The sequence below is a fragment of the Gloeomargarita sp. SKYB120 genome (genome assembly GCA_025062155.1).
Taxonomy (GTDB): domain Bacteria; phylum Cyanobacteriota; class Cyanobacteriia; order Gloeomargaritales; family Gloeomargaritaceae; genus Gloeomargarita.
This window is the reverse complement of the sequence record JANXAM010000015.1, coordinates 1-26046: the sequence shown is the minus strand read 5'-3', so window position 1 is coordinate 26046 and position 26046 is coordinate 1. Positions and strand designations below refer to the sequence as shown.

The 26046-nt window shown below is 59.0% G+C and carries 31 protein-coding genes and 1 pseudogene; 10 read left to right on the top strand and 22 right to left on the bottom strand.

Translation table 11 applies throughout. The features are described 5' to 3' along the window. Window positions 1-225 precede the first annotated feature (225 nt). The 5 genes from NZ705_07015 to fdxB form a co-directional block, all read right to left on the bottom strand. On the bottom strand, window positions 226-759 hold the full coding sequence (locus tag NZ705_07015; protein ID MCS7292707.1) for a DUF2854 domain-containing protein: 534 nt from the start codon (window positions 757-759) through the stop codon (window positions 226-228). Window positions 760-890: 131 nt separating this feature from the next. Then, complete coding sequence (locus NZ705_07010; GenBank protein MCS7292706.1) at window positions 891-1958, bottom strand: sulfate/molybdate ABC transporter ATP-binding protein; 1068 nt, start codon at window positions 1956-1958, stop codon at window positions 891-893. After that, window positions 1915-2628 (bottom strand): molybdate ABC transporter permease subunit, encoded by a 714-nt coding sequence (modB, locus tag NZ705_07005; protein ID MCS7292705.1) that lies wholly within the window; start codon window positions 2626-2628, stop codon window positions 1915-1917. Before modB ends, NZ705_07010 begins: the two co-directional genes overlap by 44 nt. Continuing rightward, window positions 2625-3404, bottom strand: a complete 780-nt coding sequence (gene modA / locus NZ705_07000; GenBank protein ID MCS7292704.1) for a molybdate ABC transporter substrate-binding protein — start codon at window positions 3402-3404, stop codon at window positions 2625-2627. The genes modB and modA overlap by 4 nt, the downstream gene beginning before the upstream one ends. 380 nt (window positions 3405-3784) lie before the next feature. Next, window positions 3785-4081: a ferredoxin III, nif-specific gene (gene fdxB, locus NZ705_06995; GenBank protein ID MCS7292703.1), complete on the bottom strand. Its 297-nt coding sequence runs from the start codon at window positions 4079-4081 to the stop codon at window positions 3785-3787. Between the two features lie 22 nt (window positions 4082-4103). On the opposite strand from fdxB, the gene NZ705_06990 reads away from it, so the two are divergent. After that, window positions 4104-4337, top strand: coding sequence for a molybdopterin-binding protein (locus NZ705_06990; protein ID MCS7292702.1), 234 nt, complete (start codon window positions 4104-4106; stop codon window positions 4335-4337). On the opposite strand, the gene NZ705_06985 is transcribed toward NZ705_06990, so the two are convergent. The 15 genes and pseudogenes from NZ705_06985 to nifB all read right to left on the bottom strand — a co-directional run bounded on the left by NZ705_06985 (window position 4334) and on the right by nifB (window position 17095). Next, window positions 4334-4657 (bottom strand): iron-sulfur cluster assembly accessory protein, encoded by a 324-nt coding sequence (locus tag NZ705_06985; GenBank protein MCS7292701.1) that lies wholly within the window; start codon window positions 4655-4657, stop codon window positions 4334-4336. The genes NZ705_06990 and NZ705_06985 overlap by 4 nt on opposite strands. Window positions 4658-4667: 10 nt before the next feature. Further along, a complete protein-coding gene (locus tag NZ705_06980) occupies window positions 4668-5420 on the bottom strand; it encodes a HesA/MoeB/ThiF family protein (protein ID MCS7292700.1) in 753 nt (250 codons plus the stop codon). Continuing rightward, entirely contained in the window at window positions 5413-5736 is a 324-nt protein-coding gene (gene nifW, locus NZ705_06975) for a nitrogenase-stabilizing/protective protein NifW (GenBank protein MCS7292699.1), read from the bottom strand. The genes NZ705_06980 and nifW overlap by 8 nt, the downstream gene beginning before the upstream one ends. Before the next feature lie 2 nt (window positions 5737-5738). Further along, window positions 5739-6194: a NifX-associated nitrogen fixation protein gene (locus NZ705_06970; protein ID MCS7292698.1), complete on the bottom strand. Its 456-nt coding sequence runs from the start codon at window positions 6192-6194 to the stop codon at window positions 5739-5741. A 4-nt stretch (window positions 6195-6198) separates the two neighbouring features. After that, window positions 6199-6594: a nitrogen fixation protein NifX gene (gene nifX, locus NZ705_06965; protein MCS7292697.1), complete on the bottom strand. Its 396-nt coding sequence runs from the start codon at window positions 6592-6594 to the stop codon at window positions 6199-6201. Between the two features lie 19 nt (window positions 6595-6613). Then, window positions 6614-7891, bottom strand: coding sequence for a nitrogenase iron-molybdenum cofactor biosynthesis protein NifN (nifN, locus tag NZ705_06960; GenBank protein MCS7292696.1), 1278 nt, complete (start codon window positions 7889-7891; stop codon window positions 6614-6616). Further along, on the bottom strand, window positions 7869-9263 hold the full coding sequence (gene nifE / locus NZ705_06955; GenBank protein ID MCS7292695.1) for a nitrogenase iron-molybdenum cofactor biosynthesis protein NifE: 1395 nt from the start codon (window positions 9261-9263) through the stop codon (window positions 7869-7871). Before nifE ends, nifN begins: the two co-directional genes overlap by 23 nt. Window positions 9264-9270: 7 nt before the next feature. Beyond that, window positions 9271-10800 carry a nitrogenase molybdenum-iron protein subunit beta gene (gene nifK / locus NZ705_06950; GenBank protein ID MCS7292694.1) on the bottom strand — a complete coding sequence of 510 codons (1530 nt, stop codon included), beginning with the start codon at window positions 10798-10800 and terminating at the stop codon, window positions 9271-9273. Window positions 10801-10812: 12 nt separating this feature from the next. Next, the gene (gene nifD, locus NZ705_06945; protein ID MCS7292693.1) at window positions 10813-12315 is read right to left on the bottom strand and encodes a nitrogenase molybdenum-iron protein alpha chain; all 1503 of its coding nucleotides are present in this window, start codon (window positions 12313-12315) and stop codon (window positions 10813-10815) included. A gap of 42 nt (window positions 12316-12357) precedes the next feature. Then, the gene (gene nifH / locus NZ705_06940) at window positions 12358-13239 is read right to left on the bottom strand and encodes a nitrogenase iron protein (protein MCS7292692.1); all 882 of its coding nucleotides are present in this window, start codon (window positions 13237-13239) and stop codon (window positions 12358-12360) included. A 129-nt stretch (window positions 13240-13368) separates the two neighbouring features. Then, window positions 13369-13617 (bottom strand): NifU family protein, encoded by a 249-nt coding sequence (locus NZ705_06935; protein ID MCS7292691.1) that lies wholly within the window; start codon window positions 13615-13617, stop codon window positions 13369-13371. Window positions 13618-13635: 18 nt separating this feature from the next. Next, a pseudogene (gene nifU, locus NZ705_06930) lies at window positions 13636-14199 on the bottom strand (Fe-S cluster assembly protein NifU). A gap of 10 nt (window positions 14200-14209) precedes the next feature. Further along, window positions 14210-15415: a cysteine desulfurase NifS gene (nifS, locus tag NZ705_06925; GenBank protein ID MCS7292690.1), complete on the bottom strand. Its 1206-nt coding sequence runs from the start codon at window positions 15413-15415 to the stop codon at window positions 14210-14212. After that, window positions 15412-15690 (bottom strand): hypothetical protein, encoded by a 279-nt coding sequence (locus tag NZ705_06920; GenBank protein ID MCS7292689.1) that lies wholly within the window; start codon window positions 15688-15690, stop codon window positions 15412-15414. The genes nifS and NZ705_06920 overlap by 4 nt, the downstream gene beginning before the upstream one ends. Then, window positions 15668-17095 carry a nitrogenase cofactor biosynthesis protein NifB gene (gene nifB / locus NZ705_06915; GenBank protein MCS7292688.1) on the bottom strand — a complete coding sequence of 476 codons (1428 nt, stop codon included), beginning with the start codon at window positions 17093-17095 and terminating at the stop codon, window positions 15668-15670. The genes NZ705_06920 and nifB overlap by 23 nt, the downstream gene beginning before the upstream one ends. A gap of 605 nt (window positions 17096-17700) precedes the next feature. On the opposite strand from nifB, the gene NZ705_06910 reads away from it, so the two are divergent. The 8 genes from NZ705_06910 to NZ705_06875 all read left to right on the top strand — a co-directional run bounded on the left by NZ705_06910 (window position 17701) and on the right by NZ705_06875 (window position 23870). Beyond that, entirely contained in the window at window positions 17701-17961 is a 261-nt protein-coding gene (locus NZ705_06910) for a hypothetical protein (protein ID MCS7292687.1), read from the top strand. A gap of 43 nt (window positions 17962-18004) precedes the next feature. Then, on the top strand, window positions 18005-19198 hold the full coding sequence (nifV, locus tag NZ705_06905) for a homocitrate synthase (GenBank protein ID MCS7292686.1): 1194 nt from the start codon (window positions 18005-18007) through the stop codon (window positions 19196-19198). Further along, window positions 19174-19458 carry a nitrogen fixation protein NifZ gene (locus NZ705_06900; protein ID MCS7292685.1) on the top strand — a complete coding sequence of 95 codons (285 nt, stop codon included), beginning with the start codon at window positions 19174-19176 and terminating at the stop codon, window positions 19456-19458. The genes nifV and NZ705_06900 overlap by 25 nt, the downstream gene beginning before the upstream one ends. A 302-nt stretch (window positions 19459-19760) precedes the next feature. Further along, entirely contained in the window at window positions 19761-21134 is a 1374-nt protein-coding gene (locus NZ705_06895) for a helix-turn-helix domain-containing protein (protein MCS7292684.1), read from the top strand. Between the two features lie 25 nt (window positions 21135-21159). After that, the gene (locus tag NZ705_06890; protein ID MCS7292683.1) at window positions 21160-21480 is read left to right on the top strand and encodes a DUF3067 family protein; all 321 of its coding nucleotides are present in this window, start codon (window positions 21160-21162) and stop codon (window positions 21478-21480) included. Further along, on the top strand, window positions 21481-22731 hold the full coding sequence (locus tag NZ705_06885; GenBank protein ID MCS7292682.1) for a hypothetical protein: 1251 nt from the start codon (window positions 21481-21483) through the stop codon (window positions 22729-22731). It abuts the gene before it with no gap. A 15-nt stretch (window positions 22732-22746) separates the two neighbouring features. Beyond that, a complete protein-coding gene (locus NZ705_06880; GenBank protein MCS7292681.1) occupies window positions 22747-23112 on the top strand; it encodes a hypothetical protein in 366 nt (121 codons plus the stop codon). Between the two features lie 56 nt (window positions 23113-23168). Beyond that, window positions 23169-23870 carry a pentapeptide repeat-containing protein gene (locus NZ705_06875; protein MCS7292680.1) on the top strand — a complete coding sequence of 234 codons (702 nt, stop codon included), beginning with the start codon at window positions 23169-23171 and terminating at the stop codon, window positions 23868-23870. Between the two features lie 4 nt (window positions 23871-23874). On the opposite strand, the gene NZ705_06870 is transcribed toward NZ705_06875, so the two are convergent. After that, a complete protein-coding gene (locus NZ705_06870; GenBank protein ID MCS7292679.1) occupies window positions 23875-24423 on the bottom strand; it encodes a M23 family metallopeptidase in 549 nt (182 codons plus the stop codon). Window positions 24424-24481: 58 nt separating this feature from the next. Beyond that, complete coding sequence (rpe, locus tag NZ705_06865) at window positions 24482-25171, bottom strand: ribulose-phosphate 3-epimerase (protein ID MCS7292678.1); 690 nt, start codon at window positions 25169-25171, stop codon at window positions 24482-24484. Window positions 25172-25323: 152 nt separating this feature from the next. Here rpe and NZ705_06860 point away from each other — a divergent pair. Beyond that, window positions 25324-26046, top strand: a 723-nt coding sequence (locus NZ705_06860) for an AAA family ATPase (GenBank protein ID MCS7292677.1), incomplete at its 3' end; no start/stop codon positions are given.

Genomic DNA, 26046 nt, shown 5'->3' with positions numbered 1-26046 from the left:
CAGCCTAAGATGTTCTGGCGTTGCTCTTCGTCGGTATTCCTACTACGAGTCTATAGCCAAGCACGTAATGCTTTGACATAAAAGACGACTGAAGCTCTTCCAGTTACGGGGCTGGCCGCTACCTGTGTGCGACAACTTAAAAGTTTTATAGGCAATATCCGAGCTACCGAGGACACCGATATCCTTGCCGGACAAAGCCCAACTCCTTTAGCCTCCTATCGCACTTTACGCCCGCGTGCTTATCAATGCCAACTCCACCAACGCCGGCTCTGGTTGCGCCAAGGCTACTTCAATGTCCGGGCCAAAAAAGCTTGTGAGTTTCTCCTGTTTGGCTTGCCATGTTGCCAAGGGCACTGCTGGCGAATCAAATGTCAGTACCAGGGTATAACGCCCGTCGCGCAATTCCTCGTGAATCCCGACCAGCACCGGCCATTCCATCTCCGTTTTCCCTAGTTGCAAACGCTCGAACGCTTGGGCGAGATGGGCCTTTTCCCCGTAGCGATAGCGGGTGACTTCCTGGCGAATCTGGGTTTGGGTGAGAGTGGCCTGGCGCCGTTGCGCTTTGACCTGTGGAGGAGTCGGTCGTAACCAGGGCACCGGCGGCAATTCTGCGGCTTTGAGGGCCAGTCCTCCCAACAGCAAGGGAATCCCGTAGAAAAAGCCCGCTAGATTCAACGTCGGTTGATTGGCGAAATAGGCGGCCAACCCCACCAGCGTCAGGACTCCCCCTGCAACAATCCCTAGCGTTCCCAGCGGCAAGCGTTTTTTACCGGTATAAAGCTACTCACTTGATAGTAACACGCCCAGGCCAACTAAGGAAGAAAGGAAAGCCATTTGTAGCTAAGTCATCTATTCTGGTCATCACAGCCCCGCTCCTGGTTTTTTGATGGCTAGGGTTTAAGTAATCGCAATTGCTGGGGGTGTAAGCTCACAAACCACGGGCAAGGAAGACCTTGGAGATGTCGCCATTTCTCTTTGAATACTTCCGCTTGCAGATGGTAATCATCAGCGTTTGCCGGCGGTTCTTTGAGCTTGAGATAAATCGTCATCCGATGAGGTGTTTCACTCGTCCACACCGCCCAGGCTGGAAAGGTATTGGGCTGGTCAGGGGTGTCCAAAAAAGTAATGTGATGCGCCCGGATGCTGATGTGAGTATGTTCGGGTAAAACTCTATCTTCTGTTTGCAACATGCAGCCCCAATCCAAGGCATAAACGGTTGCAGGACCTACGCTTTCAATACGAGAGTAGTTTTTACAACCGGTAAGTTGGGCGACCGTTAAGGTGTCAGGGTGGTCAAAAATTGCTTGTTTATCCCCAACCGCCACCACCTTGCCTTGATCAAGAACCAGGAGTTTTTGACAGACCCGATAAATTTCCTCCAGATTATGACTCACAAACAGCGTCAGCCCTGGATAGGTTGCTAGGGTTTTAACGAGTTGTTTTTCCAACTCACTGCGCAGGTGCGTATCCAAAGCGGAAAACGGTTCATCCAAGAGCAAAATATCTGGTGCAGGGGCCAAAGCTCTGGCCAGGGCAACCCGTTGCTGTTGACCACCCGATAATTGCTGGGGGTAACGGTTCTCCAAGCCCAAAAGCTGCATCTTTTCCAATTGCTCCCCAACCCGTTGACGCACCGCTTGTGGCGATAAACCCCGCAACCCATAGGCAATGTTTTGGGCAACTGTCAGGTGCGGAAAGAGCGCATAGTTTTGGAATAAAAAACCCACTCTACGCTGGCGACTAGGGAGATTGATTCTCTTTCGTGAATCATACAGGATGCGGTTGTGCAATCGAATCATGCCCTGCGTTGGTGTTTCAATACCGGCGATACAGCGCAACGTCATACTTTTGCCCGACCCTGAACTCCCCAGAATACCGAGCGTTCCCTGCTCAAGCGAAAAGTTCACTTCCAGGTCATAATGGGGCAGGTGTTTTTGGATGTGAACGACCAGGGACATGACAGTGATCAGGGAAACGTTGACTCTGGGGTTGATGCGCTTCGATGTGCCGCACCCACCACAGCACCATAAAGGCAATGCCAGTCATGATCAACACCATCCAGTTCGCCAGGTCGTACCGTTGCATCTGCACCGCATCGTAAATCGCCAGGGGCAAGGTTTGGGTGCGTCCAGGGATGCTACCGGCGACCATCAACGTGGCCCCAAATTCCCCCAGACCTCGCGCCACACTCAACCCAAAACCCGCCAGGATACCGCGATAGGCCAGGGGAATGGTGATTCGCCATAGCACTTCCCACTCTGGTGAACCCAACGTACGGGCGGCGGCTTCTAGTTCCGGATTCACATTGGCAATGGCCGCGCGAGTAGATTCCACCATCAACGGGAGCGCCACCACCGCCGAAGCAATCGCGCCTGCTTGCCACGTAAAGAGCAAATCAATGCCAAACCACTCTTTTAAGGGACTGCCACGCCCCAGCGCCAGCAGGAGCAAATAACCCACCACACTCGGCGGCAACACCAGCGGCAAATTGAGCAAGGTGGACACAAAAATCTGCCCAGGAAATCGCTGGCGAGCTAGAAAGATTCCTAGGCTCAAGCCCAAGATTAAAATCAACACACTTGCGAGGGCAATCACTTGCAGCGAAAGCAGCGCCGGTTGCCAGATCATGAGATGAGTTTCTCCCCTGGTAACACAAACCCGTACTTGCGCATTAACGCTCTTCCCTTTTGTCCATTGATAAATGCCGCAAACTGCTTGGCCAGTTCCGGATGGCGCGCACTTTTGGGAATGGCCAGCATCTGCTCAAGGGGCCTGTGCAAATGGTCGGGGATCAACGTCCATTTCCCTGGTCTATTAACACTGATGGATAGCGCCACAATTGCTGCATCTACATTGCCTGTTTCTGCATACTGCTGGGTCTGCCGCACATTTTCACCGAACACTAGCTTGGGTTGAATGGCGCTCCAAATTCCCACACTTTGCAGGGCTTCCCTGGCAGCTACTCCGTAAGGCGCATGGTCAGGGTTCGCAATTGCCACGCGTTTGACACCTGGTCGCATCAGGTCGTTTAACGTTCGCAATTCCTGGCGGCTATCAGGTCGTTGCCACAGGGTAATTCGCCCCACGCCGTAGAGCGCCTTACTGTCGGAATAAATCAGCCCTTTTTTATCCAGATCTTCGATAAATTTACGATTGGCCGCAGCAAACAAATCCACCGGCACTCCCCGTTCAATCTGATGGGCTAATTGCCCCGTCGAACCAAAGTTAAACGTTACCTTGTTTCCTGTTTCCTGCTCCCACTGCTGGCCGATCTCTGGAAAGACATATTTCAAGTCTGCTGCTGCTGAAACCACAAGGGTGATGGGTTGTTTCCCTGTGGTCACTGCAACCGGCTTGCCTTGGTGGACGATAACCGCCCCGCCAATCCCCATCAAAAATGCCAATATAAATAGAAGCAAACGGCACCATTTCCTAGCCATACATTAACAGTTTTTCAAATAATTCTAGCCGCCATCGCAATGATATTCTCCATAAAATATGGTGCAAAGAGACCGGAAAAAATTCTGTAGTCTATTGTACAAATTTTGGACTTGTTTAGCCAACTATTGAGCGGTAGTTATATGCAAGTTGTGGGACAAATTTTCATTCCTTTTCTCATAACCTAGACAGCTGATCCAGTGTTGTCAAAAACAGAAATAAAGACAGGGCTTTGTCCTACCACCCAAGGGATGACACGCCGTAATATGTTGGGCTTCAGCAGGTGTATCTTAGCCTGAAAAAAGTCTCATGGGTCCTTCGAGGGAGTTATCCCTGACGACGAAGGTTATGTAGTCACCAATTGGGGGGCGTGGGTGTAGCAGTTTTTAGGACAAATGCGAGCGCAGGCTTGACAACCAATGCACCATTCGGGATGGGCAATGGTCATCACCTTGCGTTCGCTTTCCTCTTCGTCCTCATCCACAAACTCGAAGTCTTCGTTGACCGCCTGGAGATGCAAGACGTTGCGGCCACAAACTTTGAGACAACGGCCACACCCCAAGCAGCGGGTCATGTCAATGGCCTGGACAAAGTAGGGGGTCCAGACGTGGCCGCCTTGGGTTAAACCGGTTAAGTAAGTCATGATGCATTCTCCTCTAGAATGGATGGTCGTAACGCGGGATAACGAGGTGCAAATCAGTGCGCGGAATGTCCTGAAGGGCAAGGTCAAAAATATTGTCACGGGGATGGTGATTGCCGAGGTCACCCTGGAGATTGCGCCTGGGATTGAGGTCACAGCACTCATCACGAGAGCGTCCTGTGAGAAGCTAGGGCTGACGTTGGGGAAGGAAGCCTACGCCGTGATCAAGGCGTCGGACGTGCTGGTGGCGGTTGACTAGCGGCTGGGACAGGACGAGGGGGCAAAGGACTGACCGCAGTGACAGCGGTAAGGATGTTGGAAGATAAAGCCGCGGTTGAACAGCCCGTCCACGTAGTCTAGGACGACCTCCTCTAGGTAGGGCGCGCTGCGGCGCTCGATGTAGAGCGGCAGGTCGGGAAAGGGTGGCACTAGGTCGTCAGGCTCCGGCTGACGCACGAGCTTGAGGTCGTAGGTATAGCCCTGGCACCCTCCTGGCACGACCCGCAGGCGATAGACGCACCCGGGATGGGCGCTGAGCAATGACCGGAGCCGGTCTTGGGCTTGGGGTGTAATGTCCATGGCAGGTCTCCTAACGCTGAAACAGTGAGCTGCAAACCGGACAGGCCGGCTCGCGGTACAGACGGTATTTGCGAAAGGTGAGGATGTTCAGATGCATGACCAGCAATTCTCCGCACAACGCCGGCGCGCAACCGGTCACGTATTTGATGACCTCTAGGGCAGCCAGGCACGCCAGGGTTCCGGCCACGGCCCCCAGCACGCCAAACCCGTATTTATCCCAAGGGGGAAATTCGGGAAACAGGCACTGCAAACAAGGGGTTTGTCCTGGCACGAGGGTGGTCAGGTAGGCGGTCATCTCGTCCATTGCCGCCTCCACCATCGGTTTGCCCTGTTCGACGCAGGTGCGATTGAGCAAGGCCCGCTCCTCGAAGTTGTGGGCACAATCCACCGCCAGGTCGCAACGGGCCACCAGTTCCCGCCGGTTGGCGTCAGTGAGAGAGTCGGGGACGGCCTCAATCGCCACCCCTGGGTTGAAGGCGTGCAGGGTGTCTTTGGCTTTCCAGACGCGAGGCCGGCCTATCCAGTCCTCGGTCATGAGCACTTGGCGGTTCAGGTCGTCCCAGCGTAGGTCCCCGCCCCGCACCAGGATGAGCTGGCCAATGCCGGCGGCGGCCAAATACAGCGCTACCGTACCACCCAACCCCCCCACGCCGGTGACCAGGACACGGGTGCGCTTGAGGGCTAACTGCCCCGTTTCCCCAAAGTGAGGAAGTTGCATTTGCCGGCGATACCGCTCGCGTTCTTGGGCAGACAGTTCAACCATGGGTGGGCGCCTCGACGAGGTCGGATAGCAGCACCACGTGGGGAGCGGGTTGCTGGAATACCTTGAACAGCTTTTGCTCCTGGGCTGAAGAAGTAAGAAAGGTCTGGTAGGCGGTCTCCAGCGCCGTGCGGTAATGCGTGAGCCGCTCCTGCAGGTCGGTCGTTTGCTGGTCAATGGCCTCTTTGAGCAGGCCAAACTTGCGCAGGATGTGCAGGCGGTAGACGTTGACCACCCGCGGGTCATAGGGCAGCCCAAAGAAGTGGAAGTAATCTTCGGCGTCAGTCAGCCGTTGGAATTGCTCCCAAGTGCCGGTCATGGCTACACCTCCGTAACAGCAGGAAAGCGGTCAATGAGCGCCAGGGCATTTTGCACGTCCTTTTCACCCGCCTGGGCCATCTGCTCCAGGGACGCAAACCCAAAGCGCTGGGCATCCCGCAGAGGACGGGCCACCAGCAACAGTCGCCCGCTGAAAATCAAGGCCCAGCCAAAGCCCTCGTCGTGGAGGGAAATCACCACCTGCGTGAGCTTACCCCGCTGCTGCTCAATGAGACGGGCAATGGCGCTGTAAAAGCGGGTGATGCGCTCGCGGGTGGCGGGGTCCACCGGCTGGTCTAGGGAAATCTGGCGCTTCTGTTCTTTGGTGAGCACGTAGGGTTGCAGGAAACGCTCGTCGCTCCAGGAAGCGTAAATGCCGTAGGGGTCCTGGGCGCGGTATTGGGCCACAAGAGTTTGTAAAAAAGGAGATGCCACGATGGGGCTGGTGGTGGTGCTCATGGGTCTAGTCCTCCGTAAAAGCGGGTTTGGTGCCGAGGGCTTTACGTAACCAGGGGGGTGGGTTGCCCTGCAGGGTGCGCACCAGGTGGTCCAGGGTGGCCGAGATGGGGTCGGCTTCTGAGCGGGATTTCACTGGCATCACCCCCTGGTTGACCAGGCGGGCGGCAGCACTCCCCCCAATCGCGGCGACGTACACAATCTTGCAGTCAGGGTGGGTTTTGAGAAATTCCAGCTTCGGCACGAGCTTGTCCTCGTTGCCGTCTTCGGTGCCGGTAGGAAAAGGGTGGTGCTCCACCAGGCGATAGCCCTCGGGCGTGACTTCGTACACCGACAGGAGCCTGGCCCAGCCAAAGTGGGCGTTGATGTGTTCCCCGTCGGTGGTGGCAAAGGCAACTTTCATGACAACACCTCCATAAGGTCTAGGGGTGATGGGGAGTTTCCAAGAGCAAATTGCTCAAGTCAAATAGCAACTGGGCGGTGCCCCGGTAACCCACGTAGGAACGCAGGTGATAGCCCAACCGGTCCCAAATCGGCAGGCCCATGCGCAACAGGGGCAGGCCCAACGCCTGAGCAATCGGCGCTGCACGGCAATTGCTGATGAGTACATCGGCGCCAGGGGCGTGCTGTTGCAAGTCGCTCAGGTCGCCAACAATGACCGTTTCGCAGGGCAGGTCCGCTAACCAGTCGGCCCGCGTGGGGGAGACCGCCGCCTGGATTTCCATCCCCATGCTCGCCAAAAAGTGACTCATGACAAAAAGCTGGTTGGGTTCCAAAGCCAGAGCTACCCGTTTGCCGCCCAGGTAAAAGTGGGTATCGAGCATGGCATCCAGCAGTTGTCGTCGCTGCTGGCGGTACAGGGCAGGCACGCTCTGGCCACTCCAGGCCATCAGGCAGCGCAGCAGGTCATCGCTGGCGGCCAGCCCAGTCACCCCCGGCACCAAGGTATAGGGCACCTGGAAGCGCTCGCGCCATTGCTCGGCAGCCCGGCGCAGGGATTGGCCAATCACCAGCACGTGAGCAGAGCGTCCGGCTGCGCGCAGTTCCGCCAGGGACGTGCCCCCGGTGGTGACGCTGTGGTAGCCATTGGCCCAGTGTCCATCCAAGGATGTGGAAAGGTCGGGGATGACGATGGGGGTTAAACCAAAGGCTTGGATCAGGGCCTTCACGTCGGCGACCTCCCCTGGGGTCAGGTCGGGACCCGCCAGCACTGTCACCTGGTCGGCCAGCAGCGGCCCCGGTTGGGGGAGTTCCCGGATGATGGCCTCCACCGCTTGGCTGTACCCGTCGCTCAGGGAACCGCCAAAGTCCGGCGCGCAGGCGTAAATAACGGGAATGGGCAAGTGCAGTTGCCGCAAAATGCCGGCAATGTCTTCCCCACGGGTTTCGGCAAGAGCGGTCGAGCATAGGCCAATGAGTTGGGGTTGGGCTTTGGCGAGCAGGGTTTCCAGGCTCTGGCGGATGTTGTCCTCGCCCCCCAGGATGGTGCTGACTTCGGTGAGCGCCGTCGTGGCCAGCGGAATCGCCTCCCGGAAATGGCGCACCAGCATCACCTTGGCAAAGGCGGTACACCCTTGGGAACCGTGCAGCAGGGGCAGTGCGCCTTTGATGCCCAGGAAAGCCAGGGCAGCCCCCAGCGGCGGGCTGAGTTTCAAGGGATTGATCGCAACGGCGCGTTCAGGTACTTGTATCCGAGCCATAACGCAGGTCCTCCTCCCAGGGAGCCGGTTGCCGCAAGTGGGTCCACACGGGGCTGTACAGGGCATGGGTCAACTCCCGCGCCAGGGTCACCAGGCCCCGGTAGCCGGCGTAACCGTGGTGCCGTTCCTGGTTGATGTCCAGAAAGGGAATCCCAGCTTTGAGTGCGGTGTATTGGTTGCGACCGCCGGCAATCAACAGGTCAGCGCGGGTGCGACGAATCACCTCCAGCAGTTCCTGGGTGCCGCCGCCTTCGATGAGCACGCCCTCGTCCCCCAACAGTTGCTGGATGCGGGCTTTGTCCTCAGCCGTGCTTTTGCGAGTGCTGCTAGCAACCACGCGCATACCCAAATCCTGGGCCGCCGCAATCACCGACCAGCTTTTGACGCCGCCGGTGTAGAGTACCACCCGCTTGCCTTGGAGCTTGGCGCGGTAGGGGGCAAGGTCCTGCTCCAGACGCTGGGTTTCCTCGGCAATCAGGGCCTCCACCCGTGCGCTCAGGTCGGGGTCCTGGAAATGCTGGGCCACTTGCCGCAGGCAGCGGTTCATCTCTCCCAGGCCGTAAAACGAGCCCTCGATGTAGGGAATGCCGTAGCGCTCCTGCATCTTGCGCGCCACGTTCAGCAGGGCCTTGGCGCAGATCACCAGGTTCAAGTGGGCGCGGTGGGCGTAGGTGATTTCCCGGTAGCGGGCATCGCCGGTGATTTTCGCCAGCACCTGAATCCCCAACCGCTCAAACAGGGGCAAGACGTCCCACAGTTCCCCGGCAATGTTGTACTCGCCGATGAGATTGATGGCGAAGCGGCCCACCGCTGGCGGTTCCCCCGTGCCGATGACGTACTCCAGCAGGGCTTCCCCAGCCAGACGATTGCCCAGGTTTTTCCCCCCCACAAACCCCGGCGCCATGACGGGAATCACCGGCAACCCCACCTTTTCCCGGGCCGCCTGGCACACCGCCACCACATCTTCCCCCGTCAGGGCCGGCACGCAGGTGCAATAGACAAAGATGGCGGCGGGCCGGTAGCGCTCAGCAATCTCCTGGATGGCCCGGTAGAGCCGCTTTTCGCCCCCAAAAATAATGTCCTGCTCGGTCAGGTCGGTGGTGAAACCCGTCCGAAACAGCAGGGGGCCGGACGACCCACTCCCGCGCGTACCCCAGGAATTGCCGGCACAGGCGATGGGGCCATGCACCAGGTGGGCGGCGTCGGTAATCGGCACCAGGGTAATACTGGCCCCGTCAAAGGCGCATCCACCCTGGGCCGCCCCCGGTTTGGCCTGTTGCCGACAGCTCCGGTTTTTCTGGTCCCCGTGCTGGTGGTGGTTGTGGGGGCAAGCCGGTTCCGTCAAAAGCTGGTTGATCTGGGTCCGAAACATGGGGTCTTCAGCGGATCAGGTCAAAGGAGAAGTCGGTCTTGGCGGGAAGAATGGTTTGCCGGTCGAGTTCGTCCAGCACCGTATTCACCAGCCAGTTGAGCAGGTTAATCGCCCCTTGGTAGCCCAAGGTGGGATAGCGGTGCAGGTGATGCCGGTCGAAAATGGGGTAACCAATGCGCACCAGGGGCGTTTTCGTATCCCGCCACAGGTATTTGCCGTAGGAGTTGCCAATCAGCAGGTCCACGGGTTCGGTAAACAGCAGCGAGCGCAGGTGCCACAGGTCCTTGCCACCCCAGACCGTTGCTTCCCCACCGTTGGGATAGCGGGCCAACAGCTCCTTGGCTTCCTGCTCAAAGGCTTCGTTGCTGTTGGTCACCACGATGTGTACGGGTTCCATCCCCATCTCCAGGGTGAACGCCAACAGGGACAACACCAGGTCGGGGTCGCCGTAGATGGCAAAGCGTTTGCCGTGCAACCAGGCCTGGGAGTCCGTCATCGCATCCACCGCTCGGCCCCGCTCGACCTCTAACTCGGGGGGAATGGGTTTGCCGGTGAGCTTGGAAAGCTTCATCAAAAAGGCATCCGTCCCCTGAATCCCAAACGGGCGCAGCACACAGGTGGGCTGTTGCCAGACCGTCTGGATGAAATCCCGCGTCTTTTCCGTGGAGTAGGCCTGTAACGCGACGGTGGCCTCCGCGTTGATCGCCTGGGCGGTCTCCTGCAGCGTGGTCCGCCCGTGGTACAGCACGTAGTGGCCGGTGTTGGGTGAATCGAAGGTGTCGGAATTGTCCGCCAGGATGGTGTGGGGGATGTCCATCAGGGTGAGCATCCGCCGCAGCTCCCGGATATTGGCGATGTAGGGGTCAAAGCCAGGAATGAAGTTCAATTTGCCCGTGCTGTCCCCTTTCTTGCCCTCCAGGGTCTGCAGGATGGCCTTGAGCATGTTGTCGTAGCCGTCAATGTGGGAGCCGACAAAGCTGGGCGTATGGGCGTAGGGCACGGGCACGTCAGCCGGAAGCGCCCCCTCGTTTTTAGCGGTGGTGATGAAAGCCCCCAGGTCGTCCCCAATTACCTCCGCCATGCAGGTGGTGCAGACGGCGATCATCTTGGGTTTGTAGAGCGCATAGGCGTTCATCAGCCCCTCAATCATGTTCTGGAGTCCCCCAAACACCGCTGCATCTTCCGTCATGGAAGTGGACACGGCGGCAAAGGGTTCCTTGTAGTTGCGGGTCAGGTGGGTGCGGAAGTAGGCCACACACCCCTGGGACCCATGCACAAAGGGCAGCGTTTGCTCAAACCCGGCAGCGGCAAAGATGGCCCCTAGCGGCTGGCAGGCTTTGGCGGGGTTGATGGTGATGGCCTCGCGGGCGAAGTTTTTCTCCCGGTAGTCCCAGGTTTTGGTCCACTCGGCTACCCGCTGCACTTCTTCAGGGCTGGGGCAGGCCTCAAACTGGCGCTTGCGCTCAAAGAGTTCCTGGTACTCCGGCTGGTGAAAAAGCTGGACGTGGTCCTGAATGGCGTTGACGTTTTGAGACATGGCAGTCCTCCCTCAAACGGTGTCGGTGTGGGTTTTCCAGGGCGCTTTGACCAACCCCCAGGTGGGACTGTTCAGGGCCAGGTCCATATCGCGGGCGAAAACGGCAAAGCCATCGTAGCCGTGGTAGGGGCCGGAGTAGTCCCACGAGTGCATCTGGCGAAATGGCAGGGCCATCTTCTGGAAGACGTATTTCTCCTTGATGCCCGACGCAATCAGATCGGGATGCAACCGGCGGGCGAATTCCTCAAATTCATAGGCCGTGACGTCGTCGTAGATGACCGTGCCAGGGTCGGCGTAGTGGGTGGTGCGCTGGTAGTCGTCGCTGTGGCCAAATTCATAGCCAGTGCCGATGACCTCCATCCCCAAATCCCGGAAGGCGGGGATCACGTGACGCGGGCGCAGGCCCCCCACCATGATCATCACCCGCTTGCCCTCCAGCCGCGGGCGGTACTTGGCAATCACTGCATCGGCCTGGGGTTGGTACTTGGCAATGACTGCTTCCGCCTTCTCCTGGATGGTGGCGTCGAAGTAGGACGCAATCTTGCGCAGGGAGTTGGCAATTTCCGTCGGCCCAAAGAAGTTGTACTCCACCCAGGGGATGCCGTACTTCTCCTCCATGTGCCGGCACAGGTAATTCATGGAGCGGTAGCAGTGGATCAGGTTCAGCTTGACCCGGGGCGCTAACTTCATCTCCTGGAGCGTGCAGTCGCCGGAGAACTGGCACACCACCCGCAGGCCGATTTCCTCCAGCAGGATGCGCGACGCCCAGGCATCGCCCCCGATGTTGTAGTCGCCGATGATGGCGATGTCGTAGGGCGACGGCGTGTAACCCAGCTCGTCGTTGCTGAGTTTGTCGTAGGCGGGAAAGACCCAGTCGCGGATGGTGTCGTTGGCGATGTGGTGGCCGAGAGACTGGGAAACGCCCCGGAAACCTTCGCACCGCACCGGCACCACCAGCTTGCCCAGGTCTTTGGTCTTGTGCCGCGCCACGGCTTCAATGTCATCCCCAATCAAGCCAATCGGGCATTCGGACTCGATGGTGATGCCCTTGGCCAAGGGGAACAGGGTGGCCAGCTCGTCCAGGGCTTTGGCCAGTTTCTTGTCCCCCCCAAACACGATGTCCCGTTCCTGGAAGTCGGTGGTGAACTGCATGGTGACGAAGGTGTCTACCCCAGTGGTGCCCACGTAGTAGTTGCGGCGACCGGACCAGGAGTAGTACCCGCAGCCTACTGGGCCGTGGCTGATGTGGATGACGTCCTTCACCGGTCCCCAGACCACCCCTTTGGAACCGGCATAGGCGCAGCCGCGCGTGGTCATGACGCCGGGAATGGATTTGATATTGGACTTGACCCCGCAGTCGGATTTGCCCTCCTCGAGAACGTTCAAGTGCTTTTGGCGTTTTTTGCGGGTCTTTTCCGGGTAGGCCGCCAGCACGTCCTGAATGACTTGTTTTCGCTCTTGATAAACGCTGGTCATGGTTGGGTCCTCCACGATGGATGGATGTGGGCTGGGCATCCAACCCCCGCCAGTGCTGGAAAGGGCCGGATGCCGGGGGAGTTACACACTCGCCAGGGATTTGGCCGCATCGGCAGCGGTGGCCCGCTCGTACTCCTTCTCGTCGTCCAAAATGCCGTATTCCACCAGCAGCGCTTCCAGTTCGTCCATCGCCAGGGGCGTGGGAATGGTCAGGTGGGTGTTGTTGAGAATCTTGCGGGCCAGGATGCGGTATTCCTCCGCTTGTTTGCTGTCGGGGGCGTACTCATTCACCGTCATGCGGCGCAGTTCGGCGTGTTGCACCACGTTGTCCCGGGGCACGAAGTGGATCATCTGGGTATTGAGCCGTTTGGCCAGGTTTTCGATGAGTTCCACCTCCCGGTCCACCTTGCGGCTGTTGCAAATCAGGCCGCCCAGGCGCACGCCACCCGAGTGGGCATATTTGAGAATCCCCCGAGCGATGTTATTGGCGGCGTACATGGCCATCATTTCCCCAGAGACCACGATGTAAATCTCCTGGGCTTTGCCTTCGCGGATGGGCATGGCAAACCCGCCGCAGACCACGTCCCCCAACACGTCGTAGGCCACAAAGTCCAAGTCTTCGTAGGCCCCGTTTTCTTCTAGGAAGTTGATGGCGGTGATAATGCCACGTCCAGCGCAGCCGACGCCCGGTTCGGGACCGCCCGACTCCACGCAGCGGATGCCCCGGTAGCCGGTGAGCATCACTTCCTCCAGTTCCAGGTCCTCCACCGACCCCCGCTCGGCGGCCAGGTGCAGGATGGTTTTTTGGGCTTTGCTGTGCAAGATCAAGCGGGTGGCATCGGCTTTGGGGTCGCAGCCCACGATCATGATCCGTTGCCCCAATTCCGCCAGGGCCGCCATCACGTTTTGACACGTGGTGGACTTGCCAATCCCGCCTTTTCCGTAAAACGCAATCTGTCGCATGGCTTCCTCCTGAACTCGTCTGAGAAATGAAACGTCAACTGGTTAATCGCTCCCCCCGGGTCAACGGTGGTTGCGATGGGGGCGACCGTTCACCCGGCACGCCACCTCGGCACATGACCATCTCCTGCGTTACGACACGGCTTCCACCACCAGCGTCGGCCACACCTCCTGGCGCAACCGCGCTTCGATGACCTCCTTCAAGGTGGTCCAACGGCTGCTGCAATCGCCGCAAGCACCGGTCAGTTGCACCCAGACCTGGTCGCCCTCGACTTCAACCAACTCCACATCGCCACCGTCTTGCTGGAAATAGGGGCGCAGTGTGCTCAGGACGGCCTGGATGCGGTTGATTTTTTGCACCGTGGTCAAGCGCGGGGGCATGACGGTCTGGGCTAAAAGGTCGGCAATGGCGTCGCGGCACATCCCGCAGCCACCTCCTGCTTTGATGTAATGGGTGACCGCTTCCACGGTGGTCAGGCGATTGTCCCGGATCACCTTACGAATGCGTTCCTCGCTCACCCCAAAGCAGGTACACACCAGGGGACTGTCGTTCTTGTGCTGCACCGGCACCGCCACGCCCCGGTACTTGTAAATGGCCTGCTCCAGGGCTTCCTGGCCCATCACGGAGCAGTGCATTTTCTGCGGGGGCAACCCGCCCAGGTAATCGGCAATGTCCTGATTGGTAATGGCCAGGGCCTCCTCCAGGGTGCGTCCCTTGACCATTTCCGTCAGCGCCGACGACGACGCGATGGCGCTGGTGCAACCGAAGGTTTGGAACCTGGCCTCCACAATCCGCTCGCTGGCCCGTTCGATTTTTAGGTGCAGGCGCAGGGCGTCGCCGCAGGCCAGGCTCCCGACTTCACCGGTGACCACGGCAAAGGCTGGGTCGCCCGTGTCCTCGATCACTCCCTGGTTACGGGGGTGATAGAAGTGCTCCAAAACCTTGTCGCTGTAGTCCCACATAACCAACCTCCTAACCCGCCGCCAGCAGCGCGTGGGTGCGTTGTTCCAGCCAGTCGCTCTCGTCATCCGTAAAGGGCGATAGAGACCGCAGTTGGGCCACAATCCCCGGCAGCACCGCCAGCAACCGTTCCACCTCCGCCGCTGTGGTATAGCGCGACAGGCTAAAGCGAATCGAGCCGTGCAGGACGCTGTAGGGCACGCCCATCGCCTTCAACACGTGGGACGGCTCCAGGGAATCCGACGTGCAAGCCGACCCCGACGACGCGCAAATGCCTTCCCGGTCCAGCAGCAGCAGGATGGCTTCCCCTTCGATGTACTTGAACCCGATGTTGCTGGTGTTGGGTAAACGGGGACTCCCCTGGCCGTTGACCACTACGTCAGGGATAGTCGCCAGGATGGCTTGCTCCAACCGGTTCCGCAGCGCCTGCACCTGCGTGGTCATTGCCGTCAGGTGGTGCTTGGCTAAAACCGCCGCCTGACCCAGCCCCACGATGCCCGCCACGTTTTCCGTGCCGCCGCGCCGGTTGCGTTCCTGGTGACCGCCGATGAGCCAGGGCCGAAAGGGAACCCCCCGGCGCACAAACAGGGCACCAACCCCCTTGGGCGCGTGGAACTTGTGCCCCGACAGCGTCAGGAAATCAATCGGGCTGTTCTGTAGATGGATAGGGACTTTGCCCACCGCTTGCACCGCATCCACGTGGAACAACGCCCCGTAGGACTTCACCAGGTCGCCAATGGCGTCAATGGGAAACAGCACCCCGGTTTCGTTGTTGGCGTACATCACCGACACCAGCGCCGTGTCCCCAGTCAGGGCCGCCTCCAGCTCCAGCAGGTCCAATTGCCCCCGCCGGTCCACCGACAGGTAGGTGACACGATAGCCCTCCTTCTCCAAGCGCTTGCACAGGTTCAGCACGCAGGCGTGTTCAACCTGAGTCGTGATAATGTGCCGCCGGTCGGGAAAGCTGGCTAGGGCCGAGCGGATGGCTGTGTTATTGCCCTCGGTGCCGCCGCTGGTGAAAATCACTTCGGTCGGCGTCGCCCCAATCAGGTCCGCCACCTGCTCCCGCGCCGTTTTGAGCGCCTTGGCCACCTGGCCGCCAAAGCTGTGCATGCTGGACGGGTTGCCGTAGTAGGTGGTCAGGTAGGGCAGCATGGCCTCTAGGACTTCTGGGGCAACCGCCGTTGTGGCGTTGTTATCCAGGTAGATGACATTCATCGGCGACCTCCGACGAGTTGACGTTCCCGCAACTGGGCCAGCCGTTGCTGGTATTCGCTAAACCACTGGCGCCAGTAGCTGTTGATGTCTTCGAGCTGGTAGGGGCAATTGTTTTCAAAAATGCCGCCGCAGCGGTATTCCCCTTGGCCCTGGCAGCGGTCGCACAGGCGCTGGTCCCACCAGTAGTGGTGGTTAGCTTTTTTAATCGCCCCTTTGGGACAGCGGGCCTGGCATTCCGTCCAGCTCATATATTCATTCGGCGTTTTGTAGGGCATAACCCACCTCCTTGTGCTGAGCCAGCCAGCGGTCATAGAACTTGCGGGCCACCACCTCAATCAGGTCGTAGTCCTCCACCGGTTCGATGCCCGCTTGGCGTAGTTTTTCTTGGGGACAGGGGCCGATTTTGGCGCACAAGACAGCTTGACAATCGCCGATGGCCTGCAAGATGTGGGTCATGGTGGCTTCTTCCCCGTAGCCGCCTTGGCAGTACTGGGCCACCTTGCGATGACCGACAAACCGCGCCCCTTGCCCGTCCACCTCGTAAACCATGAATTCCTTGGCATGGCCGAAATGTTGATTCACCAAGCCACCGCCTTTACTGGCGACCGCCACCAGGATGGCCGGTGTGGGTTGGGTGGTCTGCGGGCGCAGTTGCGCTTTCTTCTGGGCCATGACTTGGCGTTCTAGTTCAATGCGGGTTTGGTGCAAACGGCGTTTTTCTGGGTCGTACTCAACCGGCATGGTCATGAACTTCTGCTTGGTGAATTCCTGGGAACGGTCTTCGCCCAATAGCCCAATGGCATCCGCCCGGCACTGGCGACAATGGCGCATGACCCTCATCCCAGCGGCGCATTTATCCTGCAGCGCCTTCAGCTCTTGGGGCGTGGGTCCCCGCTGACCCGTCAGGCCGAAGTACGTGCCGTGTTCTGGCGCCGAAATCAGGGGCATGATGTTGTGGATAAAAGCGCCCTTTTCCCGGATGACTCGGTTGACCTCCAGCAGGTGCTCGTCGTTAATTCCCGGAATCATGACCGAATTCACTTTGCAGAGAATATCGGCCTCCTGAAGCGCCTGCAGTCCTTCCATTTGCCGCTCCAGCAAAATCTTGACCGCTTCTTTGCCGTAAATGCGTTTGCGTTGCCAGCGAATCCAGGGGTAAATCCGCACGGCAATGTCGGGGTCAATGGCGTTGATGGTAATCGTGACGTGGTCAATGTTCAGGGCTTTAATCCGGTCTACATAGTCCGGCAAATTCAAGCCGTTGGTCGAAAGACACAGCTTGATATCGGGCACGTGTTCCGCCAGCAATTCAAACGTGCGAAAGGTCTGCTTGGGATTGGCCAGCGGGTCCCCCGGCCCGGCAATGCCCACCACCGTCAACTGGGGAATTTTGCCGGCAATCACCAGCACTTTGCGCAGGGCCTCCTCCGGCGTCAGGACTTCGCTGACCACCCCAGGGCGGCTTTCGTTAGCGCAGTCGTACTTGCGGTTGCAGTAATTGCACTGGATGTTGCAGGCGGGCGCGACGGCCACGTGCATGCGGGCGTAGTGGTGATGCGCCTCTTCGCTGTAGCAAGGGTGTTTCGCAATGCGCGCCTGTAAACGGGCATCGCGTTGGGCTAAGGCATCGGCCAGCCCTTGCTGGGTACAGCTACAACTTTTTACGGTTTCGGATGCCATGGTTGGGGCCTCGCCATTGGATGCCATCGTTATAACACCGCCCTTTTTTGGCCCCAGATGGCCCCGCCAAAATTCTCTATTCAGCTAATTAAAGATGTACTCAGACCTGAAACTCCCGACTGGCGGGACAAAAGGCTTTTTGTTGAACTGGCAAACGGGAATTTCTAGCCGGCAAAAACCCTATTTTCTCCAGAGAAGTTACCCTAAAATGCACTCGCCTAACGTCTATCCCTAGCCCCGTTTGGTATCAAATATAACATGAACAATCTAAACTGTTAAATGGAATACTAAAATCAATCTTAAAATGCGATGTTTGACTGGCGACGGGAGGAGATAATCAGGGGTAGGAACAGAGGAATCCTCTGAGTGCAAGGATACCAGTTTAGATGAATAAAAATACCAATATCGCGCCTGTAAAATTCAGGTTCATCCCAAGTCTAGCTCTGTCCTTCCTAGCGGCAAACTCCCTTGGCAACGGCCTGAAGCGGTTGATGCGTTTGGTTGAGTACACCGCAATCAGCCTAAGAATAAGCTGGGCGCCGGTCGGGTCCAGCAGCGGGGCATTTGATATAACGGAGACAACAGCCCCAACGGAGTATTCAGCGATGTGGGATGCTATTCTGATGGACCATGTTGAAACAGTACCGGTGGGGGAGCGCTGGAGTGTGCGCTCTCGGCTGCAGGACTTTGGGATTCACTGTGAATGCCTAAACGATGGTTCCCTGCGGATTGAAATCAAAAATGCACTGGAAGCGATACTGGTATCCATGGTTCTATTTCGTTTCCTGACATCGCGCCGGCAACAAGTGGAGTGGTTGGAACGCTGTTGGCATAGTTGCGCTGCGCGTGGAGGCGAAATCCTATGACGGCTATCACGGTTGTGAATTTTGTGTGTTTCCTTGGCTTTCTATGTCTCTACACGGCGGCGATTTGGTGGTTCATCCAGCACCTGTTTCGGTAGGGATGAAGGTCTGGATCAACGACACGACGTTGCGAGATGGGGAACAGGCGGCGGGCGTGGCTTTTACCGTTGAGGAAAAGCTGGCGATTGCCCGACTGCTAGCTGAAATCGGCGTTCCTGAACTGGAAATCGGTATTCCGGCGATGGGCGGTGACGAAGCCCAAGCCATTCAACAGATTGTCCGTGCCGGTCTGCCGGCTCAACTCCTGGGCTGGAACCGCTGTCGGATAGAAGATGTGCAGGCATCGATTGCGTGCGGGCTGCAGCGGGTGCATATTTCGGTGCCGGTGTCAGAGGTCCAGATTGCGGTCAAATTCGGCGGCGACCGCTGGAGGATGCTCCAGCAACTGCGAGCGTGTATCGAATTTGCGAAATCCCACGGGTTGTTTGTGGCGGTGGGCGGGGAGGACAGTTCCCGCGCCGACCCTGACTTTGTGCTAGAGGTGGCCAGCTACGCCCAAGCCTGGGGCGCCGAGCGGTTTCGTTTTTGTGATACGGTTGGGTGCTTGGACCCCTTCCTGACCTACGAACGGGTGCGCCAATTGACGAGTGCGCTGGAGATTCCTGTGGAGATGCACACCCACGACGACTTGGGTATGGCGACGGCTAACGCCCTGGCGGGGGTCAAGGCGGGCGCGCGCTCGGTCAATACCACGGTCAATGGCCTGGGGGAACGGGCTGGGAACGCCGCCTTGGAGGAAGTGGTGGTGGCGCTCAAAACCCTGTACGGTTCGCCTTTGCCCATTGACACCAGGCGCCTATGGGAGCTGTCCCAGCGGGTGGCTCAGGCGGCCAACTGCCAGCCAGCACCCTGCAAGGCTATTGTGGGGGAAAACGCCTTTGCCCACGAGTCGGGCATCCACGCCCACGGGATTTTGGCAAACCCAACCACCTATGAACTCTATCCCCCAGAGCTGGTGGGACGCCAGCGACAACTGGTAATTGGCAAACACTCGGGTACCCATGCGCTGCGCCATGTGTTGCAGCAGGCTGGTTGTACGGTCACCCTGGAGCAGGCCCGAGCGATTTTGGCAATTGTGCGCCGGCGGGCGACCCGTCACAAGGGCGGCCTGTCCTTATCGGAATTGCTGACCATTGCGCGTCAAGTGCAGGCGTTATGGACCGCCGCTCTAGCGAATTAGATGCGCCGCCACAGTTTGAACTGGGCCAAAAGGTGCGCCTTACCCGCACGGTTCGCAACGACGGCACCTTTATCGGGCGGGGCGCGCGGGAAGTCCTAGCGCGCAAAGGGGCAGTGGGCTACGTAGTGGGCATTGGCACGTTTTTGCAGGCGTTTTACATCTACAGCGTCCACTTTGTGGAATTGGGAATTGTTGTGGGGTGTCGCGGCCACGAGTTGGAAAGCCTGGAGCCGCCGGACGATGGCTCGGTTGGGAGCTAGGTCAGCTGTCCTTCGTTCACAAACGCCAGTCGCTTGACCATCAACCACTAACGTTAAAAAAACCTGAAAATCGTTGATACTTGTCTGGCAAGTTACAAAACCTGACGGCTATCAAACCCTAAATTTCCTGATAGGAAATCCCATTCTGAATTGGCTGGTCACGCAGGAGAACAGCGATGGCGCAGGCAGAATCCATGTTGAATACGTGTCCTGTGTCAAGTTGCGGTGAATTCAACCTGAATGTCCATTGTGACCGTGCGTTGACTGAAACGGCGGTAGTTTGTAATCAGAGTTACCAGTGTTTGAGTCAGTTACTAACGTTGCCCCACGGTCGCCCTGCGACCACAGCGGTTCCTGCGCCGAATGTAGCCCTCTACCAGAACGGTCGCAACACGCCCTTTGCTTCCTGTTTGGTGATCTGGCAAGCCTGTCATTTGATGACCCAGCGACCCTACCACGCATGGCGCGAGGACAACGGTTTCCTGGTTTGGGAGTACCAGGGACCCTCGGGCCGGTTGCGCTACCGGTTACCCCGCGCCGACTGGGAGCAGCGGGACATGCGGGTGGTGACGATGCACCTGTTGCTGGCCGCCTGCGCAACCCAGAAGTCCCGCCCCTGGGAGGAAGCCCTGGTGCTCAACGACCGACTGGTTGCCGAGTTTTTGGGATGGCCGCAGCGCAAGGACCTGAACCGCCTGCGAAAACTCCTGCTCATCGAGGCCTGGATGCGGCAAGCAGCGGCCTTAGAAGTGGAAGTGTCCTGGCAACGGCGAGGGCAAATCCCGGCGGTTCATCTCCCGTTTGCCCCCCTGTGGCGCATCACCCCGACCTATCACATCGCCACTGCGAAAGACGGCTCAACGTACTTGAGCGGCCTGTCGTTTCAGGTGTTTGCTGGTCCCTGGGCCACCTACTTTCTCAACCGCGAGCAGGCCCGCCAAAAAACGGCCTATTACCAGTACGGTTGGTTGCCCCGCTCCTTAGCGCCGCAGGTCATGCACCTGTGGAAACGGCATCCAGGGGCGGTGGTGCTGCTGCTGTACTTCCTGTTTCAGTTGCGGCTGCGGCGAGAACCCCAGACCAAGGTGGCCACTTTGCTCAAGCTGGTCTATGGGGATACCTTGCTCCAGTCGGCCTGGCACCAAGCCAACCTGCGTCGCCAGCTCATGGCTGGGTTTGAAGCCGATTTGGCGCCTCTGTTCGACTACGGTTTCCGGCCCCTGCTTGCCGAGCCGTTTTACCCGCGCGCCCTTTGGCCCTGGTGGGCTAGTGCCCAAGAAGTCCCCGATGACCCCGAAGAAGCGTTGGAGTATTGGATGACCCAAGCGCCGGCACCCAAAACCAACTCCAAGCAGAAGTGGGTGCAGTTGGTCAACGCCGCTGTGCAGGTGACGGCATTCCCCGCCGACTGGCCTGCAAAAGCGCCGCCCAAGGAGCGTTCAACCCAGCCGAACTTGCCGACTCCGGCGGGTCTCACCGGCACCTTCGTGAAACAGGCGCGTCTCCAGAAGAGGCTCAGTCAGCGTCAACTTTGCGCCCTACTCAACAAAAGTCAAAGCTGGCTGCGGGATATTGAATCGGGCCGCTACCGGCTCAAACCCCAAGACATGGCCCTACTCCAAACGGTATTGAACCAGCTACCCGACCCCGCCAGCGCTGGAGCCGGATTAGGATAGAGGGGGAGCCAACCGGAGGGCCGGGATGAAAACGGCACAGGACTTGCGGCAGCTCCTGCAGCGCAAGTGGGGGCATGCCTACGATGTGCAACTGCGGCGCCTGCGGGACCGAGTTTACTTTCAGGTCATGTGGCGTTACTTGGAGCAGGCGTCATTCCCCCTGAGCGAAGAGGAGTACCTCGCCCATCTACAGCACATCCTGCTACATCTGCACGAGTGGCAGGTGGTGGACCAAGTGTGGCAGTGGCTGGAACAAACGCGGGAACGACCACGTTTAGGGCGAGCCGTGAGTTTGCCCTTGTCCCTGGGGCAGCGGGCGGTGGAATGGCTCGGAGAACCAGGGTAGATGCCGGAGGCGGACGTTCTCATCCTGACCAATGGGCCGGGGGAAGTGGCGACCTGGGTGCGCCCAGTTGTCCAGCAGTTGTGGCGGACCTGGGGCGAGCACCTGCGCATTTCCGTGGTGTTATCCCCTTGTCCCCACAGCACCGGCACGGAAACCCGCCTTTTGACCCAGATGCCAGGCGTCACGCGCGTGCAGGCGGCGCAGCATTTCTGGCCGTTTTTGCTCTGGGGACAAACCGCCGACGCTTGGGATTGGTTGCCGCGCGGTGTGGTCTTGTTTTTGGGGGGCGACCCTTTTTACACCCTGGTGTGCGGCTGGCGCTTGGGCTACCCGACTCTAGCCTACGCAGAGGTGCGGGTGCGCTGGCCTGGCTGGTTTAGCGGTCTGGCGCTGGCGCAACCCCATTTACTGGCCCAGGTTCCTCCCCGCTACCGGCAGCGGGCACGCGTAGTGGGGGACTTGATTGTGGCAGCGGCCCGGGCCTGGGAAAAACCCGCGCTTCCCCAGCGCCAGATCGGTTTGTTACCTGGCTCCAAAGCCTGCAAACTCACCCAGGGCGTCCCCTTCTGTCTCACGCTGGCAGCGTGGTTGGGGGAACGCTATCCCGACCTGACCTTTGTCCTTCCCGTCGCGCCGACCTTGACCGTGACCGATTTGGCCCGCTATGCCGACCCGCAAACCAATCCCCTGCTTAGGCGACTCCAGTGGCGCTCGGCGACCCTGGTTTCCGAACCCGAGCCTGCCTTTGTTCTAGAAAACGGCGTGCGGGTGCGGTTGGTGACCCAATTCCCCGCCTACGACGTTCTGCAACAGTGCTGGCTATGCGTAACGACGGTCGGGGCCAACACAGCGGAGCTGGGCGCGTTGGGCGTGCCCATGCTTGTCTTGTTGCTCACCCACCAGGGCTTGGGGAACATCGCGCGGGCGTGGGATGGTGTGGCGGGAATTCTGGCCAACTTGCCGGGCCTTGGACCCGTCTTTGCCGCGCTGTACGGACGGTGGCAACGGGAGCGCCTGGGCTTGCTTGCCTGGCCCAATCGGTGGGCGGGCCGGATGGTCGTGCCGGAACTCGTGGGAGCCATCGCACCGGAGACAGTGGGACACCTGATTGGCGAGTACCTGCAGCACCCCGAGCGTTTGGACCAGATGCGGCGGGAACTGTTACAACTGCGGGGGCCAGCGGGAGCAGACCAAGCCCTGGCAGAAATGGTGGCCCAGCTCCTGCGCGATGGTAGGATAGATAAAACGTAGGTGTAGGTCGAGCGGGTGTACGGAGAACCTCCGTATCTGTTGCTACTAATGGGGCTACTGGCCGCCCTAGCCTCCGGCAGCGCCTTGAATGCCCTGCTCAGGCAGGCGGTTCAGTCCTGGCAGACCCAGCATTCGACCCGCACCCTCGCAGACCTGCGGCAACAACTGCGCTTGCCCGTCATTGGCATTAATGGGGGCATAACAGGGTTTTTGACCGCTGGTCTCTATATCTTTGGATTTCCCTGGCAATGGTCGTTGGGGGCGGCGGTGGGCTTGGCGGTTTTGACGACCTGGCTGGTCTGGGTGCAGTTGAACCGCCTGCTAGGGGAACTGGAACGGGGCAATCGGGCGGTGTTGTCCTTGGACAACTTGTTTTTCTAAGCTTTCCCAGAATGCGACGTTAAGATGAGGAACAACGGCCCTCAGGACAGGCAACTGTGGCAACGCCGCTGGCTTCTGATGATTTTCTGGAGCGCTACGCCCAAGGAGAACGGGACTTCAGCAGGTGCAATTTGCAGGGGATTATTGTTGTCCAAACCCATTTGCCGGGGCTCAATCTCACTGAAGCCGATTTGACGGGCGCGGTGTTCTACATGGTAAATCTGGCGGGTTCCTGTCTCCAGGGGGCCTGTCTGCGCGACAGCAACTTTTATCGGGCTAAACTCCCCCAGAGCGATTGCTCCCAAGCAGTGTTTGCCGGGGCGCATTTTGCCAGCGCCGACTTGAGTTGGTGCAATTTGACCGGAGCCATTTTGCGCAACGCTGTCTTTCGTCTCGCGGACCTGACTGGCGTGATTTTACACCAGGCCAATTGTCGCGGCGTGGACTGGGTGGGAGCCAACTTATCCAAGGCCCTGATGCAGGGCGTGAATGCCTCCAGAGCCATGCTGACCAATGCCATTTTGGTGGGGGCCCATTTGCGGGGCGCAAATTTAACTGGCGCCAACCTGGTCAACGCCGACCTGGCCCATGCCTGTTTGGACTATGCCGAATGCGAAGGGGTGGATTGGAGCGGGGCAAACCTGTTCAAGGCGTCCTTGCGCCATGCCAACCTGCGCCAAGGCCATTTTTTTCAAACCCAATTGCTGCTGGCGGATGTCCAAGGCGCTGACCTGACCGAAGTGAGCTGGGAAACCTAACCCATCACCGTTGCGCTTGCCGTTGGCTGTACATCGCCCGCAGGATGAGAGCCGGGTCAATCCAACGACCGTCGTACTGAAGCCCCCAGTGCAGATGAGGTCCTGTCGTGCGACCCGTCATCCCCACCCGACCGATGCGCGCGCCGGTAGCAACCCATTGCCCTTCCCGAAGCAGGAGACCACTGCCAGGGTCGTCGAGGTAAGCAAGACCGCGATACTGGCGCGGTTGGCCCCGCAAGTGGCAGTAGATGTGCCGCCAGCGACCTGACGCAATGACCACCGTTGTACCGCAGTAGCCATCCTGGCGGACCTCCACCACTTGCCCAACCCACCAGTTGCGAACGTAGCTCCCTTCCGGCGCCGCAATATCTAACCCGTAGTGGAACTCGTCGCCGCGAGGCCCAAAGGGCGATGTGTAACCCAAAAATTGCTCAAGCGGAAATGACGCTTGATGCCAACCGCCCACCGTCACCCGCTGCGGTTGACTTGGCCAAGGCCAGCCTACCAGACCCGCCGTCACCAGCAGGCCCATTACTCCTCGCCACCACTGCATGCACCGTATCCGCCCACCTGGAATGCACTATACTCCAGCGACCGCGCAAGGGCAACCGTTAGGCTGTGACCAGTTCTGGCCGGCGCGAATGGCGAATCCCCTCAATCGCTGCCCGATAATCCGGCGCTTTGAATACCGCCGAACCCGCCACGATGGCGTTGGCACCAGCTTCGAGCACCTGCCAGGTATTGCTCGCCTTGAGTCCCCCGTCCACCTCGATCCAGGGGTCTAGCCCCCGCTCATCGCACATCTGGCGCAGGCGGCGAATTTTCGGCACCACCTGGGGAATAAAGCTCTGGCCGCCAAACCCTGGATTGACGCTCATGATCAACACCAAATCCACGATGTCCAGCACGTAGGTGATCAGCTCCAGGGGACTGGCCGGGTTGAGGACCACGCCGGCTTGCTTGCCCAACTCCTTGATTTGCATGAGGGTGCGATGCAGGTGAATGGTGGCACTGCTCTCAGCGTGGACCGAAATAATGTCAGCGCCAGCCTTGGCAAAATCGGCCACGTACCGTTCCGGCTCCACAATCATCAAATGCACATCCAGCGGTTTGGCCGTCACAGGGCGCAGGGCCTCCACCACCAAGGGGCCAATCGTGATGTTGGGTACAAACCGGCCATCCATCACGTCCACGTGAATCCAATCCGCACCGGCAGCGTCCACCGCTTGGACTTCCGCCCCAAGGCGACTGAAATCGGCCGATAGGATTGATGGTGCCACCACCACCGGTTTGCTGGTCATAGCTCCATTCTCTCGCTGTCCCTTCTCTAGTGTAGTGGGAAACATGAGACCAATCGAAAAATTTTCAGGGCATGGTGTGCTAGTCGAAAGCTGCCATCCCATGCTAGATATGTAGTTAATCGCACCAATGGCTTTTCTACGGGTGCCTAGACATGGCTTACCCTGAGTGCTTTTCAGTGACTGACGATTTAGACGCCCTGTTGGCTATCCTGCCACCTTCGATTCGCCAACCCCTTGAGTACCATCCCCAGCGTTCAGAAGTTATTGAGATTGTCTTGGATTTGGGACGTCGCCCAGAGGCCCGTTTCCCCAACCATACTGAGTACTTGCACGAGGAGGCGGTGACGCGGGCCGACCTGGACTACGCCATTGAACGGGTGGGAGAATTCAGCGGCGACAACCGGGCGGGCATCGAGCGCACCTTGCACCGGATTAGCGGCATCCGCAACCGCCAGGGGAAAATTATTGGCCTGACCTGCCGAGTGGGACGGGCGGTGTTCGGCACGGTCAACATGATCCGCGACTTGGTGGAAACGGGGCAATCCATCCTGCTTCTGGGACGACCGGGTGTCGGCAAAACCACCGCCCTGCGGGAAATTGCGCGGGTGCTGGCCGATGACCTGGGCAAACGGGTGGTCATCATTGACACGTCGAACGAAATTGCCGGCGATGGCGACATTCCTCACCCTGCGATTGGCCGCGCGCGGCGGATGCAGGTGGCCCGGCCCGAACTGCAGCACCAGGTGATGATCGAGGCGGTGGAAAACCACATGCCCGAGGCCATCATTATTGACGAAATTGGTACGGAACTGGAGGCGCTGGCGGCTCGCACCATTGCCGAGCGAGGCGTGCAACTGATCGGGACCGCCCATGGG